General features: G+C 56.6%; 16 protein-coding genes and 1 pseudogene. 5 read left to right on the top strand and 12 right to left on the bottom strand.

The genetic code is table 11. From position 1 onward, the window contains the following. Positions 1 to 887: 887 nt before the first annotated feature. The 10 genes from proX to FHS21_RS28590 form a co-directional block, all read right to left on the bottom strand. Entirely contained in the window at positions 888 to 1931 is a 1044-nt protein-coding gene (gene proX / locus FHS21_RS28635) for a glycine betaine/L-proline ABC transporter substrate-binding protein ProX (RefSeq protein ID WP_183665439.1), read from the bottom strand. Positions 1932 to 2031: 100 nt separating this feature from the next. Beyond that, entirely contained in the window at positions 2032 to 2967 is a 936-nt protein-coding gene (locus tag FHS21_RS28630; RefSeq protein WP_183665437.1) for an ABC transporter permease, read from the bottom strand. Then, positions 2960 to 4162, bottom strand: a complete 1203-nt coding sequence (locus tag FHS21_RS28625) for a quaternary amine ABC transporter ATP-binding protein (RefSeq protein WP_183665435.1) — start codon at positions 4160 to 4162, stop codon at positions 2960 to 2962. The genes FHS21_RS28630 and FHS21_RS28625 overlap by 8 nt, the downstream gene beginning before the upstream one ends. Positions 4163 to 4386: 224 nt before the next feature. Continuing rightward, complete coding sequence (locus tag FHS21_RS28620; protein WP_183665433.1) at positions 4387 to 4701, bottom strand: NIPSNAP family protein; 315 nt, start codon at positions 4699 to 4701, stop codon at positions 4387 to 4389. Then, positions 4698 to 5087 (bottom strand): carboxymuconolactone decarboxylase family protein, encoded by a 390-nt coding sequence (locus FHS21_RS28615; RefSeq protein WP_183665431.1) that lies wholly within the window; start codon positions 5085 to 5087, stop codon positions 4698 to 4700. The genes FHS21_RS28620 and FHS21_RS28615 overlap by 4 nt, the downstream gene beginning before the upstream one ends. Further along, complete coding sequence (locus FHS21_RS28610; RefSeq protein WP_183665429.1) at positions 5080 to 5895, bottom strand: alpha/beta fold hydrolase; 816 nt, start codon at positions 5893 to 5895, stop codon at positions 5080 to 5082. Before FHS21_RS28610 ends, FHS21_RS28615 begins: the two co-directional genes overlap by 8 nt. A 1-nt stretch (position 5896) precedes the next feature. Next, positions 5897 to 6976 (bottom strand): LLM class flavin-dependent oxidoreductase, encoded by a 1080-nt coding sequence (locus tag FHS21_RS28605; RefSeq protein WP_183665427.1) that lies wholly within the window; start codon positions 6974 to 6976, stop codon positions 5897 to 5899. A gap of 37 nt (positions 6977 to 7013) precedes the next feature. Next, positions 7014 to 8525: an aldehyde dehydrogenase gene (locus tag FHS21_RS28600; protein ID WP_183665425.1), complete on the bottom strand. Its 1512-nt coding sequence runs from the start codon at positions 8523 to 8525 to the stop codon at positions 7014 to 7016. Positions 8526 to 8543: 18 nt separating this feature from the next. Next, positions 8544 to 9533, bottom strand: coding sequence for a flavin reductase family protein (locus FHS21_RS28595; protein WP_183665423.1), 990 nt, complete (start codon positions 9531 to 9533; stop codon positions 8544 to 8546). A 140-nt stretch (positions 9534 to 9673) separates the two neighbouring features. Next, positions 9674 to 11479, bottom strand: a complete 1806-nt coding sequence (locus tag FHS21_RS28590; protein ID WP_183665421.1) for a helix-turn-helix domain-containing protein — start codon at positions 11477 to 11479, stop codon at positions 9674 to 9676. Positions 11480 to 11658: 179 nt separating this feature from the next. Here FHS21_RS28590 and FHS21_RS28585 point away from each other — a divergent pair, with 179 nt between their 5' ends. Genes FHS21_RS28585 through gabT form a run of 4 tightly spaced genes read left to right on the top strand, consistent with a single transcriptional unit; the run spans position 11659 to position 15996 of the window. Further along, positions 11659 to 12249, top strand: a complete 591-nt coding sequence (locus FHS21_RS28585) for an amino acid synthesis family protein (protein WP_183665419.1) — start codon at positions 11659 to 11661, stop codon at positions 12247 to 12249. A gap of 33 nt (positions 12250 to 12282) precedes the next feature. Continuing rightward, on the top strand, positions 12283 to 13209 hold the full coding sequence (locus FHS21_RS28580) for a 2-hydroxyacid dehydrogenase (protein WP_183665417.1): 927 nt from the start codon (positions 12283 to 12285) through the stop codon (positions 13207 to 13209). A gap of 8 nt (positions 13210 to 13217) precedes the next feature. Continuing rightward, on the top strand, positions 13218 to 14690 hold the full coding sequence (locus FHS21_RS28575; RefSeq protein WP_183665414.1) for an NAD-dependent succinate-semialdehyde dehydrogenase: 1473 nt from the start codon (positions 13218 to 13220) through the stop codon (positions 14688 to 14690). Between the two features lie 25 nt (positions 14691 to 14715). After that, positions 14716 to 15996, top strand: coding sequence for a 4-aminobutyrate--2-oxoglutarate transaminase (gene gabT / locus FHS21_RS28570; protein WP_183665412.1), 1281 nt, complete (start codon positions 14716 to 14718; stop codon positions 15994 to 15996). A gap of 69 nt (positions 15997 to 16065) precedes the next feature. On the opposite strand, the pseudogene FHS21_RS31735 reads toward gabT, so the two are convergent. Further along, a pseudogene (locus FHS21_RS31735) lies at positions 16066 to 16217 on the bottom strand (cold-shock protein); the annotation flags it as partial. Between the two features lie 484 nt (positions 16218 to 16701). Next, the gene (locus FHS21_RS28560) at positions 16702 to 17604 is read right to left on the bottom strand and encodes a LysR family transcriptional regulator (RefSeq protein ID WP_183665410.1); all 903 of its coding nucleotides are present in this window, start codon (positions 17602 to 17604) and stop codon (positions 16702 to 16704) included. 179 nt (positions 17605 to 17783) lie between these two features. On the opposite strand from FHS21_RS28560, the gene FHS21_RS28555 reads away from it, so the two are divergent. Then, positions 17784 to 18776 carry an NmrA/HSCARG family protein gene (locus FHS21_RS28555; protein ID WP_183665408.1) on the top strand — a complete coding sequence of 331 codons (993 nt, stop codon included), beginning with the start codon at positions 17784 to 17786 and terminating at the stop codon, positions 18774 to 18776. Positions 18777 to 18966 lie beyond the last annotated feature (190 nt).

Genomic DNA, 18966 nt, shown 5'->3' with positions numbered 1-18966 from the left:
CGAACATCAATGCGCGCCCGGCGAGGCCCCTATCGCTGCAATCGTGCGCTGTCCGTAATCACACCGCAACGTTTCGCTCCCAAATGATCCGGTCTTCCAGATCGTTACGGAGCGCTGGCGCCAGACCGCATGACATATCCGCTATTGCACCCGGACTATCTCCTCGGCTAAATCGGCCCGACCGAGCCGCATCCGGCGGCCAATCGAGAGAGCATATGTCCGAAAGTCAGACCCGCAATCACTGCTTGCAAGCCATGGCTCAGTGGAAAGCCGTCAGCGGCCAGATCGTCTGAAACTGCTAGCGAGTGCCTTAACACATCTGTCTTTCAGAGATAGGGACAACACCCCCAACCCCGCCGGTCTGCCGTGCGCTCAAGCGATTGCGCGGCCGCCATTTCGAGTACCGCTGCTGACCTCTATCTGCAGGAAGGGCTCCTCGTTAAAGCAGCATTTGAACTTCCGGTCCGCAGTTTTCGACTCCTGCGCCACAAGGAGCGGCATGCCAGCAGGGCGGCGCTCGTACTTGAAGCGATGCACGCCTTGAGGGCAACCGAACTGCTGACCCGCCAATGCCTTTTTCTGGAGTGCTATTCCAGACGACCATTATCTGATCTCTGGAGACCTAGCGAGGAACCATTAGAACTCAGCGATGCGACAGACGGGACAACGATTTTGAAGGTGCCGGTAAGAGCGGGTTCGTCGTGTCCGATTGGACGCAGAGTTCCACGTCGCCAATCAGCAACGAATATCGGCTATACTGAATTAATTCGTTGGGGGATGACATCCTGACGCAAAGTGGTCGATCCATCGCGTGAGATTTTGCCCATCCAACTAGATTCCCGGCAACTCACCCACCCCCAAATGAAGGGGTGGGTGAGTTCTGATCGTCAGTTGGTTGGTTTAGAGGCAGCGGCAACCCACTGTTCAAACTGTTCCTTGTTTTCGGACATCCAACTGTCCGCCAGCTTGTTGATCTGACTGGTGCTTCCGCCCTTTTCATTAATCGTGTGTTCCCACTCCGACCATGTGGCAAGTGGAAATTTCATTTCCTCAAGGAGGCTCTTAACCTGCGGATTGGCCGCAATGAACTCGCGATTTGCTACGGAAATCCAGTTCCACGATGCCATTGCCATCCGGCACGGATCTGCGCCTCCAGCGCAGCCGGTCACACCTTTGACCTCGGCCGACCCTTTGTTCGGTACCGACGGGGGAAGCGCATCGAACGGCGTTGGTAGCCAAACGACATCCTTGCCAGGAACCAGAGCATTGTTCACCCACGACGGACTCCAGGCATAAAAGAAGGCAGGTTCGCCGCGTTTCACACGTGCAACGGCTTCCACCATAAGAGCTTCATACTTGCCCCGGACGGAATTGATCGTGTCCTTCAACTGGAACTTTTCCAACTGGAAATCCACAACATCGCCACAGCTCCAGCCTGGATCGCAGTTGATGAGATCTGCTTTCCCCTTCGTGCCGAACAGAGCCGCTATCTTCGGATCTTTCATCTGTTCCAGTGAGGTGATGTTGTTGGCATCCGCCGTCTTCTTGTCAATCAGATAGCCATTAATACCGCCGCCGACGATCATACCGTCGCCGATAGCCATGGCCTGTTTTTCTACCTTGAGGTAGCCGGGTTCACGTTGGGGGAAATTGATGTCCGATGCGACATCGAGATCGCCTTGAGCGGCAGCTTGGAAGAACAGGGTCGTGTTGATAGTGCTGAGCTTGACGTCATAGCCCATCTCCTTGAAGGCAGCCATGACGATCTGCGCCGTTACATAATTTGCGCCGAGGCTGTCCGACTGGGCAAAGCGGATTGTCTTGCCGGTGCCCGGCAGATCCTTGGCCGTTGCAGGCTGCCCGGATGTCACGATCGCCGCGACGGCCAATGCTGCCGTCACTCGAGCGATGGCTTCGATGCTGAATTTCATATGCGTTCTCCTTCTGGATTGTTTCTTTTCTTCATTTTGGTGTACCTCTTCAACGCCGACACAAATCTCCCCCTCTCCAAGAGCCGGCTGGTGTTCTGTTTCAGACCGCGCTTCGCCCAGTAGGAACTGGCAGCTGTTCAACGCGACCGATCTGCAGGAGCGCGAGAAGGCTGCGGAACCATGACTTTGCCTTCACGTCCCTGGGCTGCGCCATTTTCTGAGTGATCCGGTCCAGCATCATGGCCAGGAGAACAATGGCGATACCACCGACGGCGGCACGACCGACATCCAGCCGTCCAAGCCCCTGAAGAACGACAAGGCCAAGACCCTCGGCGCCGATCATCGCGACAACAACGGACATGACCATTGCCGTCAGAACTGTCTGGTTGAGGCCGCCCAGTATGGTGGGAATGGCAAGCGGCAATTGGATTTCCCAGAGCAGCTGGCGATTATTGGCGCCGAATGCCAGGCCCGCTTCGACCATCTCCTTCTCGACCATGCGAATGCCGATATTGGTGAAGCGGATAAGTGGCGGCGCGGCGGCGGTGACGACTGCAACTTCGCCCGGGACCGTGCCAACACCAAACAGCATCACGACCGGCACCAGATAGACGAAGGTCGGCGTGGTCTGCATGACGTCGAGTACCGGTCGGACGATGTTCCAGACAGAATCGCTGCGGGCGCACAGTATGCCAATCGGAACCCCTATGATCGTGCAGATAAGAATTGCGGTTGTGATGAGCGACAAGGTTGTCATCGCTTCGGACCACACCCCCATGAAGGCGATGGCGATCAAAGCGAGAGCACTGAAGAGGGCGATTCCGCGACTTGCCAGTCTGTAGGCCAGCAAGGCTATGAGGATGACGAAAACCGGAAACGGGATCTCGTGCAGTACATAATCATTGAAGGACAGCAGCGTTTCGACCGGCCATTTGATCGCAAGGAAGATCGGACGGAGATTGAGCGCGAGCCATTCCACACCGTCCTGAATCCAGACGTCAACTGGAAAGATATAAAGGTCTTCAGCGTCAAACATTTTGGTCACCAAGTGATGATGGTTGGGGGCTGGAGGTTGCAGCGATGCGCGACAATATCTGCTCGGCGCCAAGCGTGCCGATCAGCTTGCCGTTCTCGTCTACAACGGCCATTGGCTGGCCGGTTCTGAAAACGCGTGCCACATCGACGAGTTTGGCATTGGCAGGAACGGCGATGTAATCGCTGGAGAGCAGCGATCCGGGTGATGTCCCGGCATTGACCATGCGCTGGTCGGCAGCGCTGAGTGCACCAAGAATGCGATTATCTGTATCAACCACGAAGGCTGGCTCGCCGGTCGGTGGGAATTTCTCCGAGACGCCGCCCATTGACGTTTGTGCGATCCCCCGCGCCGTTGTCATAATTGATCGTGCATCAAACAGCCGGGACCGGTCGATCTCACGGGTGAAAGCTGCAACGTAGTCGCTGCCGGGTTCAAGCACGATCTGCTGCGGCGTACCCTCGCGCACAAGTTCGCCTTCGGACATGATCGCGATGCGGGTGCCCAGCTTCAACGCTTCCTGAAAATCATGCGTGATAAACAGGATCGTCTTTCTGAAGGTTCGCTGCAATCGCAGGAGTTCTTCCTGCATTTCTGTCCTGATCAGCGGATCGAGCGCGCTGAACGCTTCGTCCATGATCAGCACGTCGGCATCGGTCGCCAGTGCACGGGCAAGCCCGACTCGCTGCCGCATGCCGCCACTGAGTTCATGCGGGAAGTGATAGGCCCAGCGCGCGAGTCCAACGACGGACAGAACTTCCTCGGCACGCCGGCGCCGCTCCTGCAGCGGAACGCCGCGCAGCTTCAATCCAAATTCGGTGTTCTCGATGACGCGTTTGTTCGGCAGCAGAGCGAAATGCTGGAAAACCATAGAAATGCGGGTCCGGCGAATTTCACGCAACCGCTCTTCATTGATGGGGACTAAATCCTCACCATCAAGAATAATTTTGCCCGAACTGGGTTCATTCAACCGATTGATACAGCGGGCCAGCGTCGACTTGCCGGAACCCGATAAACCCATGATCATATAGATGGCTCCCGCAGGGACCGACAACGTCACGTTATTCAGGCCGACAACCGCTCCAGTCTTTGCGAGAACCTCATCCTTGTTGCTGCCAGCCGCAAGCATCTGCATTGCCTGATCCGGCGACCTGGCGAAAATCTTGTACAGATTCTCAATCTTTAGACACTCTGTCATGATCGGTTCCCATCTTCTTCGCGCTTGGTCTCTTGGCGGACCTCGGGCGCTGATTGTTAATGAAACTAAAAAGCTAACTGTATGATCCGTCTTCCAGCGAAGCATAGGAGAATTGCGACGGTCATTCCTCGCAAGGACCGGAAAGCTCCTTCGCGGAACATGCATAATCAGTATATTTGGTTACACTCGAAATTTCGCTGTGGCATCTTTCATTCTGACCTCTTCTATTTCATTGGCGAAAAGTCGGTGGGGAGAAGAAGCCTGTTTTCAAGGCTTGCGATATTCTCCGTCAAACGCGGGATAAATTCTTGCCAGCGCGCATCGTCCGCCAGGATTTTGCGTCGACGCATCCGGTCCTCGAAATCACTATAACCCCACATGTGGATGACTTGATTGAGTGTTCCGATCTCTGTCGTAAAGTAGCCGATCAGGTTTCCGAGAATGGGCTGCTGGATAGCCAACCCCTCTTCTTCGACAAGCTTCAAATAGCGCGCTAGCATGCCAGACTTGATCCGGTATATACGCTCCTCGACTATCACGGCTGCCGCTCCGCTTTCATTTCGTTACGGATGGTTTGAGCCACGCGGAAACATTCTACTCCGGTCGGTATCCCGCAGTAGATGGCGATCTGGATCAGCGCGGCACGAAGTTCTGGCTCCGTGAGTCCGTTGCGAACAGCCCCGCGGAAATGAACACCGAATTCATGCATGCGTCCTGTTGCTGCCAACATACCAAGATTGAGAAGACTACGCTGCTTGAGATCGAGCGCTCCATCCGTCCAGACGGCTCCCCAGCAATACTCGTTCAGCACATCCTGAAACGGTCGCGAAAATTCATCCGCATTGTGCAGCGCCCGGTCCACATAAATATCGCCCAGAACCTTGCGCCTGACCGCCTCACCTTCCTGTTGCAAATGCTTATCCATGGCGCACCAATGCCTCCTCCACGAGAAAGCCCTTCATCATGCCAGCAACAAGCTCCGGTGCCTCTATAAGGATCGAATGGCGTAAACCGGACAAGATTTGAAGCTGTGATCCGACGATCCGTTCGTGCATGTAACGTGCCATACGCGGATTTGAGCCGGCGTCTTCCTCACCTGTGGCAATCAATGTGGGACAACGAATCTGATCAAGAAGGCCACCAAAATCCGTCTCCGCCAGCACGCGATAGGCAGAGGCGTAACATTCAGGATCATTCAATGCATTGCGCGCACGCAGGGCTTCAATCTTTTCTGGATTTTGCGCCTGGAAATCCTCGGTAAGCCAGCGGGATAGCGAAGCGTTATAATGCGAGCCTGGTTCACCAGCCTGCAGTGCGGCAAGCCTTGACAGCACACGCTCTCGCTCGTCGGGCGTGCGTCCAGCCACAGTGGAAAGCAGAACCAGGCGGCGGACGCGATCGAGATGCGTCAGGGCAAGCCGCTGCGCAATCAGACCGCCAAGCGAAAAGCCAGCAAGATGAAAGCTCTGAAAACCCATATGGTCCGCAAGTGACAATGTCTCGGCAACGAAATCGTCTATGTCGTAACGGCCCTTGATCTTGGTGGAATCTCCGTGCCCGCGAAGATCGAAGGTCAGTATCGTGAAGTCGCCTGCTAGCCGTTCAACGACTCCGCTCCATGCTTCGAGGTAGGAACCAACGCCGTGGATGCACACCAAGGGGTCCGGCCCGTTCCCATCGACACGGTAGTTCAAATTGACGCTTCCTACGCGGTACTGGAGCGGGCCGACCATGTTACTCACCTGCAACGGCAAGGCGGGCACTTTCACGCTCGCGCCGGGCAAAGAAGGGCATCACCTCTTCAGCAAACAATCGCAGTGTCTTCTTCTGCAATTCAAACGGCAGGTTGAATGACAGACCAAGACAATATTGATCGACGCCAGCTGCCTCGTAGTCCAGCAACTTCTCGATCACCTCATCGGGCGTGCCGAACATGAGGTTCTTACGGATACTCTCGGGGTTGTAATTGTCGCGATCCTTGACGCTTTCAAAAGGGACTGCTTCCGGGAACCCATTCGTCACAGTACCGATATTCTGGAACAGGTTCTCGAAGGTCCTGCCATAATCCATGCTGTGCTGGACTGCTACCTGCCAATCGTCAGGCTTGTCATAGACGCAGGTGCGACGTTGCATCATAAATTTCGGCCGAGGAATATTGGGATGATCCGCAACAGCCTTGCGGAACTTTTCACCAAGCACAGCAATTTCCGCGGCTGGTGCTGAGAGCGGCGTTGACAATATATTCGCACCATTAGCCACGGCCCAATCGAATGTGCCGGGGTCTCTTGCAGCGACCCAGATACGCGGATGCGGCGTCTGCAACGGCTTTGGTACGGATGTAGCCAAAGGGAATTTCCAATAGTGACCATCGTGAGCATAATCGCCGGCCCAAAGCTTCTGCACGGCAGGCACCAATTCCTTCATATAGGCGACACCCTCCTGCTGGGGTATGCCACCCGCCATGCGGTCGAACTCATACTGATAAGCGCCGCGGGCGATACCGAATTCGAGCCGCCCTCCCGTCAGGTGATCACAAAGCGCGGCCTCGCCTGCCAACCGGATCGGAGTCCAGTAAGGCGCAACCAGCGTCGCCGTGCCGAGCCGTATCTGATCGGTGTGCTGCGCCAGCCAGGTAAGCACCGTAAAGGGATTGGGGGATATAGTGCATTCGATAGTGTGATGCTCCGCGGTCCACAATGTTTCAAAGCCACCAGCGTCAGCTCGTTTTACGAGCTCGAGCATATTGGCCAACACCGTCTTCATTGGCGTTCCGGGTGAAAACCGCTCCATACTGAGTGAAACTGCAAATTTCATGTTCTGTCCCTTCCCCGGGCTTTTCTGATTGTGATTTCTATTTGAGCCGGATTACAAATGGGTCCTGCATGGCGCCCGAATAATCGATCACCACGTTCTTTGATCGGGAGAATTCCCTCATCACGTCGAAACCGCCGCGTCTTCCGTATCCGCTTTCCTTGAAGCCGCCATTCGACGACATGTAAGCGGCTGATCGGTACGTATTGACCCACACTGTTCCCGCGTCGATGTTGCGCGCAAAGCGCATCGCCCGGTCGATGTCCTGGGTCCAGATTCCGGAAGCCAGCCCGTAATTTGTGTCATTGGCAAGGGTGATCATCTCTTCCTCGCTCGAGAAAGGCATAACGCCGACCACGGGGCCGAATATTTCGTCGCGCATGAAACCCATATCGTTCTGCGCGTCGCTCAATATAGTCGGTTCGTAATACCAGCCACGCGCAAGGTCTTCCGACTGCGGCCTGCATCCGCCAATAGCAACCTTTGCACCATCACGGACCCCAGAAGCGACATAGCCCTCGACTTTCTCGAGCTGCGCCGACAGCGCCAGTGGTCCTACGTCCGTATCGTCATCAAGGGGATGACCGACCTTTATACGGCGCGTGCGTTCGACAAGCGCATCCATGAACTCGTCGTAAATATTGGTTTCGACAAAACATCTCGATCCGGCGACGCAGGTCTGTCCGGCTGCGGCAAACACCCCTGCCACAACGCCGTTCACCGCACGTTCGATCTTCACATCGCCAAAAACAACATGCGGTGATTTTCCGCCCAGCTCCATCTGGCAAGGCACGAGATTGGCGGCAGCGTTTCCGGCGATCCGGCGGCCCGTTTGGGTGCTTCCGGTAAACACGACCTTCGCGATATCCTTGTGGCGGGTAAGGGCTTCGCCCGCCGTCGCACCATTGCCGGTAACGACATTGACCACACCCGCCGGAAAGCCTGCCTTTGCAATCAGTTCGGCTAACGCCAATGTCGAGGCAGAGGCGTGTTCGGACGGCTTGATGACAACCGTATTGCCAATGGCGAGACAGGGAGCCAGCGTCCCCGTGAGCAGCATGAGCGGCGAATTCCACGGTGTTATCATGGCGATGACCCCAAGGGGTTCGCGCATATTGAAATTAATCATGTCAAGCTTGTTGACGGGTATGGTATCGCCCTGCAGCTTGTCGGCCATGCCTGCAAAATACGTATAGGCATCCGGCATGGCGCGCATCTGCGCCAACATTTCCTTGAGCAGCTTGCCATTGTCCCGCGTTTCGATCATTGCCAATTCATCGGCATGCTCGGTTACGAGTTCTGCGAGACGGCGTACCAGCTTGCCGCGATCCGTTTGCGTCATCCGGCGCCATGCCGGGTTTACGAGCGCGGCGCGCGCAGCTTTCACCGCTTTATCAACATCAGCTTCATTTGCATCCGCCAGCTGATACCAGGCTGCACCGTTGGTCGGATCATAACTGGGGATATAGACGCCGCTTTCCGGCTGTACAAAATCACCGCCAATGAACAGGTTCTGGCGTGAGCCCTCGAGTGTCTTTACCGTCGTTTGCATATTCTGGGTCCTGAGTTGCTAAGATTGTTCGCGAGACGCTTGCCGCCAAGGCTGGGCGTCACCCTCGATCATTGCGAGGCGTCCTCCGTCCCGTGAATCCATGTAGATGCCGAAGCGTGCATCGAGCCTTTCGCGCACGTAACGGCGGAGCATCGCGCGCACCTCGCGTGTCGGAATGACATCATAGGGAAGCGCCTCGTTGGGGAAGAATTTGAGGTCGGCTGGCAGTGCGACGCCCATCGAATCCTGCGAAAGCCGGGCACGATAGATCAGGTAACCCGGATCGCTATCGGCAACGTCGAAAACCGAATAGAGAAATGTGTTCTCGGGGAGCAGAGTCAGGGCTCCACCATCGTCGAGCTTCAGCTCATTGTCGGCGATACGGCGTTTGGCGCTGGGTAGCACCCATCCGCCCTTGCCGTCCGAGCGCAGCAGGATATTGCCATCCGCCTCGATGAGATAACCAACGACCATGCCGTGAGAGGTCAGCCAACCGGCAGGCAATGGATCTTTGACATTGGCATAACGCCCGCGACAGAAGCCAAGCGGCGCGGAAGGGCTGGTGCCGAACGCGCGCACCTGACCGATGAGAATGATATGATCACCGGCATCAACACTGTTGTGCGTGGTACAGTCGAACCAGGTCAAGCAATCGGTCAGGACGGGCGCACCGGTATGAACCCGGTCATGGCTGACCGATTGAAACTTGTCCGGCGATTTCGATGCAAAGACGCCTGATATTTCCGTTTGCCCCTCATGCAGGAAGTTGACCGCAAAGGACTGCGCTTCGTTGAACGCGGGGAAACTCGTAGCGCTCTTGCCAACGCAAACCAGCAGCAATGGCGGGTCGAGCGATACCGAGGTGAAGGAATTGGCAGTCATCCCTCGTGGATTACCTTCGCTGTCGATGGTCGTGATGATCGTCACGCCGGTCACAAAAGTACCGAAGGCCCTACGCAAGGCGATGGGATCAATGGCTGTTTCGGATTGAGGGGCTGGTGCCAACATGCACACGCTACCTTCCTGCTCTCTGCTCGTCATGGAAGCAGGCTATGCGCTATTCTTCTTCCGTTCTTCCTCACATAAGACGGAAAGCTTCGACGCAATGTTCCTCCGGTACAGAGGACAAGACATCGAGCAGCTCGATCTCAGTTTTGACGCGGGGAATGGCTGTCGATGACACTGTGCAGGCGGATGGCAAGTTCCACGGCGAACCGCCGGTCGGGCGTGTCGACCTCTACGCCGAACAAATCGTGTATCCGCGATAGGCGATAGCGCAGGGTCGTAACGTGCAGACCCATCGCATCGGCGCAGGCCTGGCTACGGCAACCCTCCTTGAGAAAAGCTGAAAGGGTTTCGAGGTAAGGAGTCTCGTGAGTGCGGTCATGCGCAACGATGGCGCCAATCGACTCCTCGACGAAACCCTTCACCTCTCCAACATCGGCTGCAGCTACGAACATGGGAAGCGGGCCGAAATCCTGCCCAGATAATACGCCGCGTCGCCCGAAGGCCCGTGCGATCTTTATCGTTCGCCAGCACCTTTCCCAGTTTTCGGGATAATCGGTTAAAGTCACGCACCGGTTGCCGACAACTACGATCGGTTCCTCCTCCAGATGCCGTTTTAGTTCCTCGGAGATGCGGCGCATCAGCTTCGCTGTTCGCTCCTGCCCCTTGCCGGCTTCGAATGGAACAAGACAGACAAGCCCGTCTGCGATTGAGACGACACTCGCGTGAGCCGCATTTTGCTGGACAAGGCGCAGGACCGCGTGATGCAGGTCAGCCGACTTGCCCGCAAGTTTGCGTGTCTGTTCTGGAAAGTCCACTACGATCATCTGTGAGGGGGAAGCGAGGTTCAAGCCGAGCCTTTGACTTCGCTGCAATAGATCGCTGGCATCGCGCCAGCGATGCTCGACCAATTCCATGAACAGCTCTGTCAGGGTCCGCGTTTCAAAACGAAAACGGATGAAACTGCGCATCATCTGGACGCTCAGCGCAAATTTAGCACTGTCGAGCAACAGGAGGTCGAGATCGCTGAACTCCTGTGCCGTCGGAAAAATGAAGAGGGCGCCGACTGCCTCGCCATCCACGCTCAACGGTTCGATCCGAACCGAAATATGAAAGCGTCTCGTCCCATCGTCGAGGAACAGTGTTTGCGGCTCGGCGCGGGGATTGTCGACCGCTTCGCGCGCGGATTTCATCAACTGCCGGTTGAGAGCAGTTGCCGTGGCATTCTGCCAGGTATCGTTGGTGAAATGCGCGGGATCGGGGGATTTTCCCCCGATCAACAAATTGGCGTTGAAGTCCACCACGATCACCGGATTGGGAAGAAGATCGCCAATCGTTGTGGCTAGCGTGGGAATGGAACCGCCCGCCAGCACATCCTGAAGCAGCGAGGTGTGCGCATGCAAAACAGTTTGCAAGCGCTCTCCGGCCGAACGCTCGGCCCGAAGCCGGTGCTGCTTTTCGATTGCTATGGCGCCCAAATGCACGATCATGCCGAGAAAGGCGAGGTCATCATCAGATACGTCCACGATTTCGCGGGAAACTACATTTAGTACCATGGGCCGACCATCCGCATCGGCGCATTGCATCGGCATAACCAGCACGGTGCGGTAGTCACGCTCAAAGGCCTCCTTGCGATAGCCGGGAAACTCTTCGGAAACGCGGGCGTCGCGTATGTAAACAGGCTCGTTGCGCTTCAGCGCGATCAGTGAGGGGCTGGTTGCCAGCTCCCAGCGGTCTTTCAGCACCCGTTGCAGCAATGTCGGATCGTGGCGCAGCATGACAAAGGCATAGCCATGCGATGCATCGATGCTCATGATCGAGCCCATCGTCCAGCCCGCGTGGCGGCAGGCGGCCTGCAACAGATGGCGCAGCACAGTCGTCAGATCACCTCCCGAATTGATCAGGCTGGCGGCTTCACGAAGCGATATTATCTGATCCTTGTAGTTCAACTTGTTTTGAAGCTCCCGCATCATGCCCGGGCAATTTAATTCATTTGCTGACAGTGAATGCTACACCGCTTCTGAGGGGAAGCCAGCAGCTTTTTGCTCGGGACCATAGGAAGACATCACGTCGGCCGCATCGTTAGCTTCATCCATCACCGACCGGATCAAAGCGAAAGTACTGCAACATGACACTTGAAATCAGAAAGATCGTCACCTTTGTTGAAGAAACCATGATCGAGGGTGGCCGCAAGGCGAAGCGCCCCGTTACCATGGTCGTTGTGGCAGCAGTTCTGAAGAACCCATGGGCTGGCGAGGGTTTCGTCGAGAACCTGCGTCCCGAAATCCTGCGTCTGGCACCACCGCTTGGGGCTGAAATGACCCGCCGTCTGGTGGCGTTGATGCCCGCTGACAAGGTCGAGGCCTACGGGAAAGCTGCGGCGGTTGGCGTTAACGGAGAGATCGAGCACGCTTCCGCGCTGATCCATACACTGCGCTTCGGCAACATGTTCCGTGAAGCCGTGAATGGTACGACATATCTGAGCTTCACCAACACGCGCAACTCTCCGGGCTCGCTATTGTCTCTGCCGATGACTCACAAAAGTGAAACCGGCAAACGCTCGCACTTCCTGACTGCAACATTCCAGATAAACGATGCGCCCGCACCCGACGAGGTGCTGATCGCTATAGGCGCTTGCGACAATGGCCGCGCGCACCCGCGCATTGCTGACCGGTTTCAGGACATGGCGGAAATGGAACAGGAAAAAGCCTTGGTTTGATACCCCGGTTTGCGGGCGGGAGCATTGCAGAAAATGACGTTTCTCTACCACGCGGACGCCGAGCGGGGCATGGAATGGGCTGCTCTTTTTGCGGAAAGGGCACCGGATATCGGCTTTTCTTTTCAACCGCATGAGACCAATCCTGCTGATGTGCGCTACCTCGGCGTATGGCATCCTCCTGCTGATATCGTCACAACATATCCCAACCTGCAGGTTCTGTTTTCACTGGGTGCAGGTGTGGACCAGCTTGACTTGGCCGCCTTGCCATCGGATCTGCCTGTCATACGCATGATTGAACCCGGAATCTCCGACGGCATGGCGGAGTATGCCACCCTCGGTGTTCTCGCGCTGCATCGGCATCTCCTTTCCTATGTTTCGCAGCAAAGGCGTGGCGAATGGCGCGGCATTCGTTTCGGTCCTGCTGCGGGGCTGCGCGTCGGCATAATGGGGCTCGGCGTCCTTGCTCATGCCGTCATCAACAGGCTGCGTCCCTTTGGGTATGTTTTGTCTGGCTGGAGCCGTTCGGCCCATCAGATTGACGGCGTGCACTGCCATTCACGAGAGTCCGGACTTCCTGTATTCCTTGGGCAATGCGATATCGTGATCTGTCTCTTGCCGCTGACCGCCGAGACCGCCGGCATCCTCAATTCGACTCTGTTCGATATGCTTCCAAAGGGTAGCGCATTGATCAATTGCGGGCGGGGTGATCATCTGGTGCAAGCAGATCTTTTGGCGGCTCTTGAGTCAGGCCAGTTATCGGGTGCCGTTCTCGACGTGACCAACCCCGAGCCCCTTCCCGCGAACCATCCTTTCTGGTCGCACGAGAAAATATTGCTCACGCCGCACATAGCCAGCATGACCCAGCCCGATACGGCGGTTGACGTGGTGATCGCCAACATTCGCCGCCATCGCAGTGGAACTGCGATGGTCGGTCTGGTCGACCGCACTCGTACTTATTGAGGAATACGATGAACCCGCTTGGACTAAACGACCCGACCCTGTTCGTACAGCAAGCCTATGTCGGCGGTAGATGGACAGACGCATCCGGCGGCCAAACGCTTGACGTAGACAATCCATACTCTGGCGCCATCATAGGCAGCGTGCCTGACTGCGGTCGCGATGATACCTCTGACGCTATTGCCGCCGCGGATCTTGCCTTCCGCAACTGGCGTGCCAGACCGGCAGCAGAAAGAGCAGCGCTCCTCGAGCGCTGGCACGCACTCATCATTGACAATGCTCCTGATCTGGCACGGGTCATGACTGCGGAACAGGGAAAGCCACTGGCGGAAGCGGAAGGCGAAGTGCGCTATGGCGCAAGCTTCGTGAAATGGTTTGCCGAAGAGGCCCGTCGCATCTCGGGGTTCACCGTTCCCGCTCCAACGGCTGACCGGCGAATCATGATGATGAAGGAAGCTGTAGGCGTTACCGCTGCCATTACCCCCTGGAATTTTCCAAATGCTATGATCACCCGCAAAGCCGCCCCTGCGCTGGCCGCCGGGTGCACTATCGTCGTCAAACCCTCAGAACTCACACCATTCTCCGCGCTGGCGTTGGCAGTGCTCGCCGAACGCGCCGGTTTCCCGAAAGGGGTAATCAGCGTCGTCACTGGCCGTCCGGAAGCCATAGGAGCAATGCTGACAGAAAGCGCTACCGTGCGAAAAATTTCCTTCACCGGTTCAACTCGCGTTGGTGCCATGCTGATGCAACAAAGTTCGGCGACTCTGAAACGCCTCAGTCTTGAGCTGGGTGGCAATGCTCCGTTTATTGTGTTTGACGATGCCGATATTGACCTTGCGGTTAACGGCGTTATCGCCAGTAAATTCCGCAATGCCGGTCAAACCTGCGTATGCGCAAATCGCATCCTCGTACAGGACGGAATTTATGATCGCTTCGCGGAGAGACTGATAGAGGCAGTGGCTAGGCTGCGCGTCGGTGACGGGTTCGCCGCCGACAGCACCATCGGACCGTTGATAAACGCGGCTGCGGTCGCGAAGGTGCGCGTGCATGTAAACGACGCTCTCGAAAAAGGCGGTACACTCCTCACGCCCGCAGAAGCGGATAAAGGTGGCGGCCGCATCGTATCGCCAGTCATCGTCGGCAATGCCACGACCGCAATGCTTTTGGCCAATGAAGAAACATTCGGCCCGGTTGCTCCGCTTTTTCGCTTCCACGCGGAAAGCGAGGCTATTCATATAGCCAATGCAACCCCTTACGGACTCGCCGCCTACTTCTATACCCGGGATCTCAACCGGTCCTGGCGGGTCGCAGAACAGCTCGAGTTCGGCATGGTTGGCCTCAATACAGGCAGCATTTCCATGGAAGTTGCCCCCTTCGGCGGGGTTAAGCAATCCGGCACAGGCCGTGAGGGCGGCACGCTGGGAATCGAGGAATATCTCGAAATCAAAAGCTTTCACATCGCCGGCCTCGACGCCGTCTACTAACCGCACAAATACCGGAGACTAGCCAATGACCAGTACCGCCCATAAGACGCAGGATTTGCTTGAGCGGCGTGACCGCAATATCGCGCGCGGCATCGCTACGGCACATCCTATTCTTGCCAGCAAGGCGAAAGGGACCGAACTTTGGGATTTGGACGGCAGACGCTATCTGGATTTCGTTGGTGGAATCGGAGTCCTCAATGTCGGGCATAACCATCCGCGGGTCGTCGATGCCGTGAAGAGACAGATCGAGAATTTGTCCCATGCTTGTTTCCAGGTTGTCGGCTATGAGCCTTATATCGAGCTAGCGGAAAAACTGAATGCCTTGGTGGGGAATGGTTATAAGAGCGCCTTTTTCACTTCAGGTGCAGAGGCCGTCGAAAATTCGGTGAAGATTGCTCGCAGTTATACCAATCGCCCAGCCGTCATTGCATTTCGTGGCGGCTTTCATGGCCGCACATTGCTAGGTGTTTCGCTGACGGGAATGAGCCAGCCTTACAAGCAGAATTTCGGTCCGTTCGCGCCAGAGATTTTCCATATTCCTTACCCCAATGCCTATCGAGGTGTAACCACTGCCGCTGCGCTCGCGGCACTTGAAGAGGTCTTCGCAACAGACGTCGCCCCGGACCGCGTAGCCGCCATCATTATCGAGCCTGTGCAGGGCGATGGGGGATTCCATCCGGCCCCGGTGGATTTCATCGCGGCGCTCCGTGAGATAACAAATAAGCACGGCATTGTCCTTATTCTGGACGAGATACAGACGGGATTTGGCCGCACAGGCGAAATGTTCGGTTTTCAGCACTCGGGCATCGAGCCCGATCTCGTAACCATTGCTAAGAGCTTGGCCGGAGGCCTCCCCATGTCAGCCGTCGTTGGGAAAGCAGAGATCATGGATGCTCCAACACCAGGCGGTCTTGGCGGAACCTATGGTGGCAACGCCCTCGCCTGCGCTGCCGCGTTGGCCGTCATAGAGACTTTCGAACGGGATGATTTACTTGGGAATGGAAGCCAACGCGCGGCGCAATTACGAAAAGGGTTGATAGACCTCCAGCAAAGACATGCGTTCATCGGCGATGTCAGAGGGTTAGGCTTTATGCTGGCTATGGAGATCGTCAGCGATCGCGCGACGAAGGCACCGGATGCCGATCGGACACAACATGTGCTCGATGAAGCCCGCAATGGCGGACTGCTTCTCATTAAGTGCGGCATTCATCGCAACACGGTCCGCTTTCTCGCACCGCTTGTCATTACTGAGGCTGAAATCGATGAAGCGCTGGCTGTCCTTGGCGAAGCGTTGGAGCGAGTTTAATTTAACGAAACCGATTGAACCTAACATGAGGTGAAGGGAAATAGTCAGAGATCGTCAAAGACGCCCCACGCGGGCCTCATTGAGGCTGCACAATCCCGCGCGCTCAACCGCAGAGATATGGACAAACACGTCTGTGACCCCGTCGTCAGGATGGATAATGCCAAAGCCTTTTGTCGAATTGTTTACCGCTTAACGGTGCCTTCTGCCGAGATACTCGGCATCGAACGTTCTGTTAAAATTCGCATGCTATTGATAACTGTTCCTTTGAAAATACCGATAATAGCGAGCTTTTTGCTGATTCTTGTTGTAGCGCGTATGTCCACAATCCCTCTTCGGCCGTTCGGACAGGGATCGCCTTGAACGGATGCGAACTGCAGGATCCTCGAAAGCGAAAAACTGCAATGCAAGGCGTACGCGGGATAACAAGCTCCCTGGTTCTAGCAATTCAGCCGGGTCGACCGCTCTCGGGAAAGTCGAGAAGACGGCGTGCGGCGCGGACGATTTCCTCGTCGACGTGAACCGTCGGCCCCGGATCCGCGCTTTCAATGTAACTGAAGATAGTTTCGAGAAGCCAAAGCCAGATCGCTAGCCACCGAACCTCAGTTCCAAGTCGATACGTTGTATGCCCGCCCCTCAGTCGCACGTTCGAGGAGGCCCTAATCCGCTAAGCCGCGCGTCGCTTTCGTCACCGGCCAGTGCAGCCATTTATGTGTGCGCCATCAGCGACACAATAGCCTCCCGGATCCAGCGTTGGCCGCCGTGTCCGTGACTGCGCTCGTGCCACACCATTCCCACTGCGAAACCTTCGACGGGAAATGGGCAGTCTATTACCATCAGCTTGTCGGCACGGTCGCGTACGAGACGTTCTGGAACAAGGGCAACGAAGTCCGAGTAAGACACGATCTCAGGAACGAACAAGAACGAGGCTGCAGATAACATCGCATTGCGCCTGTGTCCGAGGTCAGCCAAAGCGCTGTCCACTGGCGTCACAAAGCCGCCGCCGTCCAGGGAAACAATTACCTGGTCCATCTCAGCAAACTCCTCGACCGTGATTCCCTCTCGTAGTCTTGGATGCTTCCGTCGGCCAATGAGCACATAGCGCTCGTTAAACAGGTGTAGAGTACGAAGACTCGGCGAAGCGGCCTGCGGCGTCATGAGCGCCAGATCCACATCACCCCGCGCCATCTGCGCGTCCAACTGCGGCACATCCAGATTGCGCAGCGCGACACGAACTCCGGGTGCCCGCATCCTAAGTTCCACGACGAGCGGCTTGACCACCACGGCCTGCAGATAATCTGTACAGGCGATAGAGACGGTTAGCTTGGCTTCAACCGGGTCGAAGTTCCTATGGGAAACAACCGTGGCTCGAACCTGGTCAAGCGCCTGGCGCAAAGGGTCGAGCAACTCCATTGCTTTAGCGGTCGGCGTCATGCCTCGCTGTGCAGGAATTAGCAGTGGGTCGTCGAACTCGTGCCTGAGGCGGTTTAGCTGGGCACTTACCGCTGGTTGGCTCAGATTGAGGCGAGCGGCCGCCTTCGTCACGTTCTGCTCCACGAGCAACGTCTCAAGAGTGACCAGCAGATCGAGATCCAGGCGCTTGGTATCCATTGAATGGATAGTAGCCGAACATTCCTATGATTTCAAATATAGCTCGAAACAGGCGAGACTTCCGGCCTGAGGTCCGACCTTTTCCGCGGTCGCCGTTCGCTAGCACCCTGGTGGACAGGAACCGGGCGACTACGGTTCACGACCTCAAGATCAGGAATCTCAAGACTAGGAGAAGTTGCATGATCCAAGCCGATACCTCCAAACCTCTGATCACTGTTGTCGGTGCCTCGAGCAAGCAAGGCCGCAGTGTCGCCGAGGCCCTACTCGACAGTGGGCGCTACCGGGTGCGGGCATTGACGCGCCGCCGCGATAGCCAGCCCGCGCAAATCTTGGCGCAGAAGGGCGCCGAGGTCGTGGTGGCACCCCTTGAACTCGGCATGGAGGCCGAGCTAACCGCGGCCATGAGCGGATCGTACGGAGCGTTCTTGATGACGCCGCCCATCGTCAAGGTGCCGCCGGAGGAACTTGAGCTTACCCTCGGCATGGAATTGGCTAACGCGGCGGTGGCCGCTGGCGTCGAACATGTGGTTTTCAGCGGGCTCGAAAATGTCGAAGCGCGTACCGGCGGCACGAAGTGGGCGCCGCACTTCACCGACAAGGCGAAGGTGGAGGACTACATTCGCAGCTTGCCCGTTCGCAGTTCGTTCGTGTACCTGGCGTTTTACTACACCAACTTCCTAGAATACTATGTGCCGCAGCGCGGGGCGGACGGCATAACGTTCGCCATATACTTGCCGCCGCATATACCCATGCCGTTCTGTGATCCGCTCACTGCCGCCGGACCGGCGGTGCGCGAAATTTTCGATAACCCGACGCAATACGCCGGCAAAACCCTACCAGTGATCGGCGAGTTTCTCTCGGCGCAAGAAATGGTGGACACTTTTGTGCGGGTCACCGGGCAGCAGGCGCACTATGCCTCCGCTTACTCGCGCGAAGACTTGTTGCGCCACTTTCCGGATTTTGCCGCCGACGAGCATCTCGTTCGCGAATTGGTGGGCATGGTGGAATACGCTGTCGAGTATGGCTATTACGCCCCCGACCGCGACCTGACGTGGAGCCGGAAAATCGATCCGCATGCGTTGACTTGGCAGCAATTTGTGAAACGCAGCAATTGGCAAGGCGACCTGCTGTCCTATGGCGCCACCTATGAGGCGGAGTTTTTGTCGACTTGACAGAGGCGACGTTGCATTCGCGCTGTGAGTACATTGTTGGCGTTTGCGAACTGGCTGAACCCGTGACTTGACCTCCGTATCGCATCCAGCGGGCGCGAGGATCCCCGGGGGGACTGATCCGGCCGCTGGCGTCAACCGGGCCAATGTAGCTGAAGATACCCAAAGGGGCGCGCCCCTCTGGACTCCCGCC

Origin of the sequence: Phyllobacterium trifolii, assembly GCF_014192095.1 — a bacterium.
GTDB lineage: Bacteria > Pseudomonadota > Alphaproteobacteria > Rhizobiales > Rhizobiaceae > Phyllobacterium > Phyllobacterium trifolii.
This window is presented reverse-complemented; position numbering and strand designations above follow the sequence as displayed.

Coding starts and splice junctions, on each gene's coding strand:
- proX (WP_183665439.1), bottom strand. CDS start 1,931: ATGAAATTCAGCATCGAAGCCATCGCTCGAGTGACGGCAGCATTGGCC.
- FHS21_RS28630 (WP_183665437.1), bottom strand. CDS start 2,967: ATGTTTGACGCTGAAGACCTTTATATCTTTCCAGTTGACGTCTGGATT.
- FHS21_RS28625 (WP_183665435.1), bottom strand. CDS start 4,162: ATGACAGAGTGTCTAAAGATTGAGAATCTGTACAAGATTTTCGCCAGG.
- FHS21_RS28615 (WP_183665431.1), bottom strand. CDS start 5,087: ATGGATAAGCATTTGCAACAGGAAGGTGAGGCGGTCAGGCGCAAGGTT.
- FHS21_RS28610 (WP_183665429.1), bottom strand. CDS start 5,895: ATGGTCGGCCCGCTCCAGTACCGCGTAGGAAGCGTCAATTTGAACTAC.
- FHS21_RS28605 (WP_183665427.1), bottom strand. CDS start 6,976: ATGAAATTTGCAGTTTCACTCAGTATGGAGCGGTTTTCACCCGGAACG.
- FHS21_RS28600 (WP_183665425.1), bottom strand. CDS start 8,525: ATGCAAACGACGGTAAAGACACTCGAGGGCTCACGCCAGAACCTGTTC.
- FHS21_RS28595 (WP_183665423.1), bottom strand. CDS start 9,533: ATGTTGGCACCAGCCCCTCAATCCGAAACAGCCATTGATCCCATCGCC.
- FHS21_RS28585 (WP_183665419.1), top strand. CDS start 11,659: ATGACACTTGAAATCAGAAAGATCGTCACCTTTGTTGAAGAAACCATG.
- FHS21_RS28580 (WP_183665417.1), top strand. CDS start 12,283: ATGACGTTTCTCTACCACGCGGACGCCGAGCGGGGCATGGAATGGGCT.
- FHS21_RS28575 (WP_183665414.1), top strand. CDS start 13,218: ATGAACCCGCTTGGACTAAACGACCCGACCCTGTTCGTACAGCAAGCC.
- gabT (WP_183665412.1), top strand. CDS start 14,716: ATGACCAGTACCGCCCATAAGACGCAGGATTTGCTTGAGCGGCGTGAC.
- FHS21_RS28560 (WP_183665410.1), bottom strand. CDS start 17,604: ATGGATACCAAGCGCCTGGATCTCGATCTGCTGGTCACTCTTGAGACG.
- FHS21_RS28555 (WP_183665408.1), top strand. CDS start 17,784: ATGATCCAAGCCGATACCTCCAAACCTCTGATCACTGTTGTCGGTGCC.